This window comes from Kurthia zopfii (assembly GCF_003143955.1).
Classification (GTDB): Bacteria; Bacillota; Bacilli; order Bacillales_A; family Planococcaceae; genus Kurthia; species Kurthia zopfii.
Map to the genome: position 1 here is coordinate 1 of NZ_QFVS01000028.1, position 11,787 is coordinate 11,787.

Genomic DNA, 11,787 nt, shown 5'->3' on the forward strand with positions numbered 1-11,787 from the left:
TATTTTTGATTTAAAATTATGATCATAGAATGAACGCGTATTTTTGATTTAAAATTATGATCATAGAATGAACGCGTATTTTTGATTTAAAATTATGATCATAGAATGAACGCGTATTTTTGATTTAAAATTATGATCATAGAATGAACGCGTATTTTTGATTTATAATTGTCATCAAAGGATGACAACGTCACTTTGATTAGAATTTATTCAATTACCGCAATCGATTGATTTCAATTAGAAGAATCCCATTGATTCATTTGAATTTCTTCAGCGATCATTTGTAAATCATAGGCATCAATTTTCATTAGTTCATAATCGTGATTTTCCATATATTTTTCTGCCAAATCTCGAATGTACTTCGGTGAGCCTTCGTTTTCCTCATCATATACAAGGAGAATGCCATCTGAATGGGTAATGAGCCATTTATTTTTCTCGATGAATTGCCAAGGTGCTTCATATGGTCGATTCGTTAGCGAGGCGACATGATTCGCTTTTTGTAACATTTCCTGATATTTTTCTTTCTTTTGATCATTCCAATTTTTCTCTTGCTCTAAAAACGGTGTGAAAATGCCACATTGAAGTTGTGGAAATTCTTCTTGTAATTCGAAAACGACTTCTGCAGCCCATGCTTCAACACCTAATTGGCCACTTAATAAAACCCACTCAAGTCCTTCTTCTACTAAAATTTTTATTTTGTCGGATAGTGCTTTTTTAATAATCGCAATGCCAGGATGTGAATCTTGAAAAATACCTAGTTCATGTGCTTTATATCCAGTAACGACAATTTTCTTCATAAAAATCGCCCTCCTCACTGACTATTTTATCATGTAATAGATGTGGATAACTATTTGTAGTGAAAAAGTGTGGATAACTAAAAAAAGAACCGCAATAATATGCGATTCTAAAATTTATAATGTTATTTCTTTTTTATATTTTTTAATTAACTCATTCATTGCATTTTCTACAGCAATTGAAGTTTCGATATTACGCTCTTTACAATACAGATCAATCGAATGAATAACAGCATCAATTTCTACTTTAGGTGGTGTATTTTTTTCTACTTGTGTCGCTAAAGTAACCTTTGGTGTTAAATGCTCATCTACAATGTTTTTTAGAATCGGCAACTTTGTTTGACTCACTACAGACTCCATCAATTCACTATCACGGTTCATTTCATAGCCTCATTTCTAATCTAGTAATAATACATACCACAATATGTCATTTTTCACACATAAATATGATAAGAATTAATTTTTGAAACTGAAAATTATGATAGGATTAATTGAATGAAATTTTTGGAGGCGTGTATTTTGAAAAGTATTGCAGTATTTTGTGGATCTCGTTTCGGCGTGAATCCTCTATTTAAAGTGAAAGCGGTTGAATTAGGTAAAAAATTAGCTGAAAATAATATTACGCTTATTTATGGCGGAGCAAATGTCGGAATCATGGGTTTAATCGCTGATACAGTCCTTGCTGAAGGTGGAAAAGTGATCGGTGTAATGCCAAAATCATTGGAAGAACGAGAAATTACACATGAAAATTTAAGTGAATTATATATTGTGGATACAATGCACGAAAGAAAACAAAAAATGATGGATTTATCAGATGGTTTCATCGTCTACCCAGGTGGTATTGGCACAATGGAAGAGTATTTTGAAGTATTCACATGGAATATGATTGGCATAATTGATAAACCGTGTGTGCTATTAAATATTGAAGACTACTATACGAATTTAGGTAAATTCCTAGAGCAAATGTGTGAAGAAGGCTTTTTAAATGAGGCAGCATTTGATAAAAGTATTTTAACGGATTCAATCGATGAGGCAATAAAAATTGTAACGAAATAAACAAAGGAGATGAGTTCATGATTTTTTATCATGTAAGTAAAGATCCCCATATTTCTGAAACAGTTGTATATCCAAGAATACCTACATATAGAATGGAAGGCGAAGACCAGAGTGTTCCGAGAATCTGTGTTTCACCTTCTATTTTAGGTTGTTTAAATGCAGTAGATCAATTAGAAGTAAATGATGTAGTTTATATTTACACATGCGAATCCAATGTTTTTTGCCAGCCGAGTTGTCAACAAGTGGCCGACCAGCATCTAACCGGAGAAATGTGGATAACTGAAGCGGTTAAAATTGAATACTACCAACAAATCATTATTAAAGAGAAAATCATGAGAGAGGTTGATGGATGCTTAATTCCGTATTATATATATGATGTAAAATAAATAATACACTTACCTATCGTAAGGTTATTTATTTAAAAAGCGGTGAAGCTATGTGCTTAGAAACAAAAATAACTATATATTTACCTAACGTAAAGTTATTTATTAAGAAAAAAAGAATAACCGTGAGTAAACATTCGGTTATTCAAAATCATTGCTGCAATAAATATCCGTATTTATACCAAAGTGGTTTTAGGATAAAAAAATAGATTGGCAATGCGATCATCAAATATAAGAACAATTTAAAGACAATTTTAAAAAATAGTTTGAAGAACAATACAAAAAGTAAAATCGCTATGAAAACCGCGACAATAGCTGACATATAGCATTACTCCCTCCATGCTACTTCATAGGACTCATCTATTATAGAAGAAGTTCCATACGAAAAAAAAATAGATGAATAATTTTAGTGGACAAATTACATAATATATAATATGATAAACCTAATAGAATCGTTGTAAGAAATTAAGAATACACTTATTACTCAAGTAATTGTGTTTTTCAATTGCTTTTAATATGTGTTTTTTTTCTTGAAATTAATGGATCTAATTAATAATTTATTGGAGGTCATTCAAATGACACAAGGTACAGTTAAATGGTTTAACGCAGAAAAAGGTTTCGGTTTCATCGAAGTTGAAGGCGGCAGCGACGTATTCGCTCACTTCTCAGCTATCCAAGGTGAAGGTTTCAAAACTTTAGAAGAAGGCCAAAAAGTAGAATTCGAAGTTGAAGATGGTCAACGTGGCCCACAAGCTGCAAACATCGTAAAACTTTAATCTTTACAGGTCAAAGTTAAAAGGACGCTCATTTATGAGCGTTCTTTTTTGTGTCTTGAATATACACTTTAAGTGCAACACAAAAAGAGACTCAAAGATTCAAACCTAGTAAAATAGTGTTTACAACGACAACTATTGAAAGGATTGAAAACTATGAGCCTCTATAAACATCTTACCATAGAAGAAAGAGAACGGATATTTCTTCTTTTCCATCAAGGTGATTCGATTCGCGGTATTGCGAAATTGTTAGAAAGAAACCCTTCTACGATCAGTCGAGAACTAAAAAGAAATCAAGAAAATCAAAATTATTCACCTTCAGTTGCACATTCAAAATATACAAAAAGAAAATCCAATTGTGGAAGAAAGCTTCTGTTAAAGAACCCTGAATTAAAAGCGCTTGTTAAAAAACTATTTTTAAACAAGCAGTGGTCACCTGAACAAATTGCATCTCGAATTAAGTTCGAGAAATCAGCTTATAGAATTAGTTTTAATACGATTTATCGTGCGATTTACCGAGGCGATTTTAATGAAGCAAACTTAAGTCGTGGAAACCGTGGGGCTATTCGAAAATTACGACACAAAGGAAAAACACGTCATACCAAAAATCATCTCGAAAAGCGTGGAAAAATTTCAGTAACGCATACGATTCATGAAAGACCAATCGCAGCGAATAATCGTTCAACAATTGGTCACTGGGAAGCTGATACGGTAGCTGGTAAAACAGGGAAGGCTTGTTTAGTAACGCTTACTGACCGAAAAACACGTTATTTAATAGTGGAGAAAATCGAGAAAAAGAAATCTATGCATGTTCGTGATTCAATCATTCAATTATTGTCTGCCTTGCCAAAAAATAAACGAAAATCCATTACACCAGACCGTGGGAAAGAATTTTCAAAGCATCGAGAAGTGACAGAGCAGTTAGATAAAATCCCATTTTACTTCGCTGATCCACACGCCCCATGGCAACGAGGAACAGATGAAAATACAAATGGCCTGCTTCGAGAATACTTTCCGAAGACAGAAGATATGAACTCATGCACAAAAGATTATATTGAAACCTGTATGGAGAAACTAAATAAACGTCCACGTAAGTGCTTAGGTTGGAAAACACCTTATGAACTCTTCTTTGGCAAGGCGTTGCGTTTAATTTGACAATTCAAGGTGAAAAAAAGTATATTGCAGGGAAAAAATAGCGATTTGCTAATTTCGATCTCGATCTCATAAAAATATTGAACAAATGAAGAATGAGAAGCCATTGTAGGAAGATCTCAATCATAAATGAAATTACATATAGTATGGAATGATTTGGAGGCAAATACGATTCGTATGAGCGTATATCGAAAAGGATGTACATCCTGGCTAATTTGAAAGTCACCTTCAATCATTCCAATAGCAGAAGCAGATTATAGGAAAAAAAGATTTAAAATAGAGAAGACCATCATAAAAAATAAAATAATCGTAAAAACCATAATTCTACAAAGAAGAATAATCATATGATTACCTAACGTACGTTAAATAAAAGTGCAAAAAAATAAAACCTTCAATATAAAGGTTTTATTATAAATGCCAAATGGCTATAAAATTCAAAAAAAGAAAGCCGCATTTGCCGTAAGTTGATCATATTGAAAGTTTTAAACCACCACTTCTAAAAGTGGGTGTTCGCAGAGTCGTTCATGTATGTCCTCTTAGCTTAGAGGCTTGCCAGTCCTTACTCAATCTAAAACTCCCTATTACAGCTTAAAGGTTAAAACTTAATACTATTACGTACAACGCAGCTTGTATTATTAATATACTCCACAAATGAAAAGGATGCAAATAAGTTGTTTCAAACAAAATAAAAACAGCCTGTTCTCTTCATAAGAGTAACGAGCTGTCCTTCATATTAAATCACTACTGTCCATATTAGGCATCTGCAATTGCCTCTTGTGTTAAACGAATTAAATCAATACTAGTTTCTTCCTTCATAACATCTTGAAGCATCGTATGTTTGAAGTAGTCCACACTGTTCGTTAATGAAAGATTTAAAATCTTCTTCAAAGCCGTTTGATACATCTTCACGAACTCTACGTCGTTATTACCTCTCTTTAGCTCTGCAAAAGACTCATAGAACTGATCTAGCTTATCGCTAAGCTCTAATAGCTGTCCTTCGATTGTAGAATCTTTACCTTCTTTCATGCGGTGTTTAAAGATCGTTTGGAATTCTTCAGGAATTTCTTCCTCAATATAATGTTCTACCATTTTTTCTTCGACTAAAGCGATCATGTTTTTTAATTCGACTGAAGAATGTTTTACAGGCGTTTTAATATCGCCGATGAAAATTTCTCCGTAGTCATGATTAATAGTTTTCTCGTATAATGATTTCCAGTTAATAGTTGCGCCATTCATTTCTTCAAGTGTTGCAAAGAACATCGCATACTGTGAAACTTTCCAAGAGTGAGCTGCAACATTATGTTCTTCAAACTTAAATCTCCCTGGTGCTCGAATAATTCTTTCTAAATCATTTAAACTCGTAAAAAATTTGTGAATACCCATATGCAATTCCTCCTTCTTTGGTGCTTAATACTACCATACCTTATTATTATATGAAAATGCTTGGATTTACAATCAATTACAATTTGCTTTACACTAGCTTCATAAATTGGGAGAATAGAAGTGAAAAGGGGAGAGAAGATGCTATATTCCTTCATAATTTATATTCACGTCATAAGTGCGATCCTTTCTATAGGACCATTCTTTATATTATTACCAATCTTGAAAAAAATGAGTAAAACAAATAATATGGTGGAATTCGGTGCTTTTGTACAAGCCTTTCAAGCAGGTGTTACGACTGTAAAGCATGCGGGTCATCTTCTTGTGACATTTGGATTGCTAGCGGTGTGGTTAGGGCCTTGGAGTTTAACGACCTCGTGGATTTTAGTCACGCTAATTTTGTTAATACTATCCGTTGTTTATTTAGCAAATGCATTTAAACCTACGATCCGTACGTTAGGTACAGAAAAGTTCGATCAAATAAAATTTGTTAAGAAATTAAAGCAAGGTGTATATGTCTATTTATTTCTACTGCTCGTTATGCTTTGGTTAATGGTAGATAAACCAACCTTATGGTAGGTAAAAATAAACAGAGGCTAAACAGTTTATATTCACCGTTTGAATAATTGGATTCCACTCATTCGGAAAATGCAGCGATTATTCATTGAAATAGTGTGGCATTTCTAAATGTTTAAGAGCATCATATAAAATAAAAATCAAAAAAAGAAATCGCGAGCCAATGCGATTTCTTTTTTTATGTTCTTAAAGGATATCTATTCATTTACACGAGTATGTCATCAAATGAGTCTAGTCGAATAACTTCAAGTGGGAATGTATCGAGTGCGGTTACTTCATTCGGTACGACATAGCATTTTATATCTGCTCGAATGGCTGCTGTTGCACCATTTACAGAATCTTCGATGGCAAAACATTCATTTGCCGTTAGATTAAGTGCCTCTAATGCGGCTAAATAAATATCAGGGCTTGGTTTCACATTCTCAACATCATCAGCACATCGAATTTCTTCAAAGTAATGCGTCAAGTTGTTTTCTTGAATGAATGATAGAATCCAATGCCTTTGACTACCGGACGCAATCGCAATGCGTAACCCCTGTGCCTTGAAGCGATCCAAAGCTGAAAGGATGCCTTGTCGAATCGGAAGTGAGTTGATGTGAGAATTGACGAGTTGTTCAGCTAAAGGTGATAGTTGTTCACGCTTAATTGAAGCATCTACATATTCTGTTAAATAATCATAGAGCGCCGTATCTTTTGTGCCAACGCATTTATTGAAAATGGTCATTGGAACAGTATGCCCATATTTTTCTTCTATTAAATCAATATAGACATCAACCCAAAGTGATTCAGTATCAACTATTGTGCCATCAAAATCAAAAATAACTGCTTTCATCGAGATCCCTCCTTTTACTGACCGTAGATTGATTGAAGATGTATAAGTAATCCATTTTCGTTATTCGAAAAATCGGTCACTTCAGTTGCTTGTGATTTCACCCAGTCAGGCGAATTTTGCATTGCTACTGAACGCCCAGCTTTTTTAAAGAGCGGTAAATCATTGCCACCATCACCGAAAGCAATAATATCGAAAAATTCCAGACCAACGCGATCAAGTATTTCATTCGCACCGGTTGCTTTTGTAATGAATTTTCCACTAATATCGATTAAATCAGGTGAGGAAATCGCAGCGTTAAATGAATAATCCTTCTCCAATTCAGTCAGTTCAACCATCCAGTGGGCAATTGCTTCAATATCACTCTTGAAGAATAAAATTTTCTCTACTTCAGCAGTTTCGATTTCGTCTGTCCAAATCGGTTGGAAGTAGCCATGACCTGTTAATTCATTGGCACGTTCTCTAAGTGGAGAAATTTTAGCAGAAGTATGCCCATCATGATGATGAATTTCATGGTGAATCCCTCTCTCAATTGAAGTCGAGATTAGTTTTTCAACCGTTTTCGGATGAATGGAGTGGCGTGACACTTCTTTTCCTCCGAATCGTACGCTCATACCATTCGAGTTGATAATTCCATCAACTTCGAATTCTCGTGGCAAGGCGTAATCCATTTCATAAATTGTTCGGCCAGTAGCGATACAGACTAATACCCCATCGCGGCGTAATTTCTGAATGTACTCGGCTAATGTCGGATCAATGATTTTGCTATTATTTAGCGTAGTCCCGTCTAAATCCAGAACGATCATTTTTGGTTTTGTCATCGTGAACACCTCTTATTCTTCAGTAGCTATTTTTTCTAAAGTAGGAAGTAAATTTTTTGCGAGTTCAACCGCTGATTTCCCTGTTTTTTTATGATTTTCGACGAAGGAAACGACTAAATAATTCTCTTTTTTGCGATCAAATGCGAAAAGGAAACTATTTTGTTGACCTTCCGTCCCTTGTTCCATTTTCAATTCAGCTGTCCCGGTTTTAGCAGCGAGTGTAGTTCCTGATTTCTGCAGATTATGAGCCGTCCCTTTCGGATTTTCGACAACTTGTACAAGTGCATCGTTTACTAGTTTCACCGTTTTAGGCGTAGTAGCTTCAGAAGTTTTTGATTTTTCACCTTTTAAAATATGTGGCGAAATAATTTTCCCTTCATTCGCGAACGCACTGAATGCAACAGCTTGCTGAATCGGTGACATTAACACTTGTCCTTGTCCATAAGAAGTGTCGGCTAGTAGAATTTCATTTTTAAAATGTTGATCTGTAGAAATTTGCGCTGGTTCCATGGCGAAAGGTAAGTCATAGTCTTTACCAAACCCAAATTTATTTAGGCCAGCGCGTAGTTTTTTCTCGCCAAGTTCTAAACCTTCTTGTGCGAAGAAAATATTGTCGGACTGGATTAAAGCATTTTTGTAATTGACGACAGACTGTTCTGCGACGCGCGTAACTTTGTAATTACCCCAAGAAGCATCTTTCTGCCATTGAAGACCATTGATTTTTCTAGTTTTATCCGTTGTTAGAGTGCCTTCGTCAAAACCAACTGCGGCAGTGATTGCTTTCATTGTCGAACCTGGAGCGTAACGTTGAGCATATCGTGCCATAAATGGTTTATCTTCATTGTTTACATATTTATTGTAAGCTTCTTGCGAGATTCCTCGCACCATCTGATTCGGGTCGAACGATGGTTTAGATACTAAAGCGATTAATGCACCTGATTTTGGCTGCATGACAACCGTTGAACCAACCGCACGTTCCAAATCGAAGTAAGCTTCTTTTTGAACTTTCAAATCGATTGTTAATCCGATATCTTCACCATCAACAACTTCTGATTTTAAAAGTTTTTCTTTCACATTGCCTTGTTCATCCGTTAATGAGATTTCCCCACCATCTGTCCCACGCAGTTTGGCATCATAGGCACGTTCAAGTCCGGCCTTACCAATTGTCGCGTCTGAACGAAGTGATGGATCTTTTTTTAAGTCTTCGGCAGTAACCTTGCCTGTATAACCAATTAAGTTGGCAGCAGCTTCACCGAGTGGGTAGTAGCGGATTTCTGTCGCTTTGTATTGCAGCCCAGTCATTTTGCGTACATCCTCATCTGCGACCGTTTTAAGCGGTACGAATAAGAAGTCCTTCACCCAACTTTGTTTTAGCGTAGCTTCTATAGAAGAAACAGGTAAATCTAAGAATTTTGAAATGGCTGCGATATTTTTCGTACGTTCTCCGCCAATCCCTAAATCTTTTGGAATGATTCCAGCTTGGAACGCTTTATTGACGGTAGCTAAATCTAAACCGTTCACATCTTTAATATTGCCTCGTTTTGCAGCAGTACTATTAAATGAAATTTTATCGGTTGATTTCATATTTGGGAAAATTAAATTAGGATTCCAGACGATTTTGAATTCCTCGTTTTCTTCAACAATTTTTGCTTTATAAGAGAATGAGGAAGTATCACCGATTGAAGTGTGTAATTTCATTTTATATGTCAAAATCTGATCTTGAATTTTGACATCAGAAATTTTAATATCATTTACACCAATACCACCGAAAACTTTCGTGTATTTTGTAACAAGGTCATCTGTTGTATAACCTTGAGATTTTAATGACTTAGTTGTAACGAGTTTTGGAAATGATTTAAATTTTTGATCCTTTAGTGAAGTAATCCATTGATTTGCTACTTCTTCTTGAGCTTTCTCATCTTTTTTCTCATTAAAAAAGAAAATACCACCAATAACAAGTCCAATGACTACGATTGCTCCAATAATTATGCCAATCGTTTTTTTATTCATAAAACTGCCTCCTTTCCTCTATTATGAATGAAAAATTTGAATATTGCACAAGCTATAATAGGGCTATTTAAAATTATTTCTAAAAAAATTCAATTATTTATCGAAAAATGCGTGATTTTCTCAAAAAATATATTATAATTCTATTTAAGGAACAAAAGTTGTAAAAAATAAAGGGTTTCTTCAGGCGATGTTCTTGGGGATTGGAGAATTTGTGGAACAAGATTTCAATGGGGAGTTGAACCCTTATCTACATAATTCTATTTTATAATAAGTAGAAACTCTAGGAAGAGAGGGAAGTAATGATGTTTGATCAGTATGCATTTGGTGAGCAACTAAAATTATTGAGAGAATTGAGCAATCATTCGATGTTATCATTGGCGAAAGAAATTGGTACATCTGCAAGTCGTATTAAGAGCTGGGAGGTCGGGGAGAGTATACCTTCTGCAAAATGGATCGTGAGACTTAGTCAAGCGTTGAAAATTTCAGCGGACGATTTATTATTAAATATTATGAGCGATGTTCCAATGCCGCAAAATGATATTGAGTACAGTAGACGTAAAAATGTATTACTTCGTGATTTAAGTTCGATTTTACCGGAACTTACAAAGCAAGACTTACTAGAGCTTTATACTTTAGCTGAAATCAAAGTTTCTGTTAAAAAAGAGCCTTTGGAAGAAGCAGTACGTGTATAAATCGCGAAAACGACCATTCATTTGGTCGTTTTTTTGTCGAGAATTAAGAAAAAGGCGATTTTCATTTCATTCAAAATGTGTATTTTGTAATATTTGTGGCAATATTTGTCTATTTTGAAGCGGTTTTTGTCGAATTTTGACCGAAAAATAATTATTTTTCAAAAGAGCAAAATTTTAGTAAGCGTTTTACATAAAAATGATTCCCAATATATCCCTTTCGTTTGGAATGTTGCTATTTCAACAATAATTATAAGTTTCTTGTAAAATTGGACAACTTAACGTTACTAAAAAGGAAGAAAAAACCACTATTCGTAACACTGCTGTAATCATTATGAAATCGTTTTGAAATATTACAGAAATACACCGTCTGTATAGTAATATCCTGTGAGTAAAAAGAGGAGGTCGTTTTTAAAACGATGAAGAAACAAATTATAGCAATGGTGGGTGCTTTCACACTTATGATGGCAGCTCTGACAAATACAGCATCAGCTACATCAGTAAAAGTGGAAAAAGGAGATACATTGTGGACGTTATCTCAAAAACATAATGCATCTGTAGAAAGCATTAAGAAATTGAATAATTTACATTCAACTCTTATTTATGCAGGATCGACTTTAGAAATTGAAAAAGGTAAATCAAAGGGAGCGTCAGTGTATATTATTAAAATTGGGGATAACTTAAATAGTATTTCTCAAAAAACTGGCATCCCGGTTAAAAAATTGATTTCATATAACCATCTTTCAAGTGATTTAATTATCGCAGGTTCAACACTTGCGTTAACAAATAAAAACCAAAAAATCATTCCAGAGAAAAAACCTGTTGTGAAAAAACCAGTCACAAAAACAACGCCTGTTTCAAATCCAGTTGAAAAGGTTGAACCTAAGCAAGTTGAAGCAACACCAGCGCCAACATCATCTAAAACAATGACGATGAAAGCAACAGCATATACGGCTGAATGCACGGGTTGTTCAGGTATTACTGCTACTGGGATTGATGTACGTAATTCTACACCGAAATTAATCGCTGTAGACCCGCGTGTCATTCCATTAGGTTCAAAAGTTTGGGTTGAGGGTTATGGAGAAGCGATTGCTGGAGATACTGGTGGCGCAATTAAAGGGAATCGTGTAGATTTATTAGTTGCGAGCCACGGTGAAGCGATGCAATATGGCGTCCATACGGTTCAAGTGAAAGTATTAAATTAAGAGTGAAAAGCTGTCCAAATCAGATCATGCGAATGAGATGAGGGCGGCTTTTTTTGTCTTTCTTCTATTATAAATGTTACACGCGCAACTAAGAATTTGTAAAAAAACAATAAAAAAGT

General features: G+C 34.7%; 13 protein-coding genes and 1 other RNA gene. 7 read left to right on the forward strand and 7 right to left on the reverse strand.

The window, feature by feature from the left end; translation table 11 throughout:
- Positions 1-233 precede the first annotated feature (233 nt).
- A complete protein-coding gene (locus DF281_RS10210) occupies positions 234-797 on the reverse strand; it encodes an SLOG family protein (protein WP_109350160.1) in 564 nt (187 codons plus the stop codon).
- 114 nt (positions 798-911) lie between these two features.
- Complete coding sequence (locus tag DF281_RS10215; RefSeq protein WP_109350161.1) at positions 912-1,175, reverse strand: hypothetical protein; 264 nt, start codon at positions 1,173-1,175, stop codon at positions 912-914.
- A 138-nt stretch (positions 1,176-1,313) separates the two neighbouring features.
- Between DF281_RS10215 and DF281_RS10220 the strand changes: the two genes are divergently transcribed.
- From DF281_RS10220 to DF281_RS10235, 4 genes are all read left to right on the forward strand, one after another.
- Complete coding sequence (locus DF281_RS10220; RefSeq protein WP_109350162.1) at positions 1,314-1,850, forward strand: LOG family protein; 537 nt, start codon at positions 1,314-1,316, stop codon at positions 1,848-1,850.
- 17 nt (positions 1,851-1,867) lie between these two features.
- Positions 1,868-2,236 (forward strand): hypothetical protein, encoded by a 369-nt coding sequence (locus DF281_RS10225; RefSeq protein WP_109350163.1) that lies wholly within the window; start codon positions 1,868-1,870, stop codon positions 2,234-2,236.
- A gap of 572 nt (positions 2,237-2,808) precedes the next feature.
- On the forward strand, positions 2,809-3,009 hold the full coding sequence (locus tag DF281_RS10230) for a cold-shock protein (protein ID WP_109350164.1): 201 nt from the start codon (positions 2,809-2,811) through the stop codon (positions 3,007-3,009).
- A gap of 153 nt (positions 3,010-3,162) precedes the next feature.
- Positions 3,163-4,161, forward strand: coding sequence for an IS30 family transposase (locus DF281_RS10235; protein WP_109350165.1), 999 nt, complete (start codon positions 3,163-3,165; stop codon positions 4,159-4,161).
- Between the two features lie 438 nt (positions 4,162-4,599).
- Here the strand turns inward: DF281_RS10235 and ssrS are convergent.
- Positions 4,600-4,790, reverse strand: a non-coding RNA gene (ssrS, locus tag DF281_RS10240) — 6S RNA.
- A gap of 121 nt (positions 4,791-4,911) precedes the next feature.
- Positions 4,912-5,541 (reverse strand): YfbR-like 5'-deoxynucleotidase, encoded by a 630-nt coding sequence (locus DF281_RS10245; protein WP_109350166.1) that lies wholly within the window; start codon positions 5,539-5,541, stop codon positions 4,912-4,914.
- Positions 5,542-5,679: 138 nt separating this feature from the next.
- Between DF281_RS10245 and DF281_RS10250 the strand changes: the two genes are divergently transcribed.
- Positions 5,680-6,117, forward strand: a complete 438-nt coding sequence (locus DF281_RS10250; RefSeq protein WP_109350167.1) for a hypothetical protein — start codon at positions 5,680-5,682, stop codon at positions 6,115-6,117.
- 202 nt (positions 6,118-6,319) lie between these two features.
- Here DF281_RS10250 and DF281_RS10255 read toward each other — a convergent pair whose 3' ends face one another.
- Genes DF281_RS10255 through pbp4 form a run of 3 tightly spaced genes read right to left on the reverse strand, consistent with a single transcriptional unit; the run spans position 6,320 to position 9,774 of the window.
- Positions 6,320-6,946 carry an HAD family hydrolase gene (locus DF281_RS10255; RefSeq protein ID WP_109350168.1) on the reverse strand — a complete coding sequence of 209 codons (627 nt, stop codon included), beginning with the start codon at positions 6,944-6,946 and terminating at the stop codon, positions 6,320-6,322.
- Between the two features lie 14 nt (positions 6,947-6,960).
- The gene (locus tag DF281_RS10260; protein WP_109350169.1) at positions 6,961-7,764 is read right to left on the reverse strand and encodes a Cof-type HAD-IIB family hydrolase; all 804 of its coding nucleotides are present in this window, start codon (positions 7,762-7,764) and stop codon (positions 6,961-6,963) included.
- Positions 7,765-7,776: 12 nt separating this feature from the next.
- Positions 7,777-9,774 (reverse strand): penicillin-binding protein PBP4(5), encoded by a 1,998-nt coding sequence (gene pbp4, locus DF281_RS10265; RefSeq protein ID WP_109350170.1) that lies wholly within the window; start codon positions 9,772-9,774, stop codon positions 7,777-7,779.
- A 299-nt stretch (positions 9,775-10,073) separates the two neighbouring features.
- On the opposite strand from pbp4, the gene DF281_RS10270 reads away from it, so the two are divergent.
- Positions 10,074-10,466, forward strand: a complete 393-nt coding sequence (locus DF281_RS10270) for a helix-turn-helix domain-containing protein (protein ID WP_240605540.1) — start codon at positions 10,074-10,076, stop codon at positions 10,464-10,466.
- A gap of 416 nt (positions 10,467-10,882) precedes the next feature.
- Complete coding sequence (locus DF281_RS10275; RefSeq protein WP_109350172.1) at positions 10,883-11,668, forward strand: LysM peptidoglycan-binding and 3D domain-containing protein; 786 nt, start codon at positions 10,883-10,885, stop codon at positions 11,666-11,668.
- Positions 11,669-11,787 lie beyond the last annotated feature (119 nt).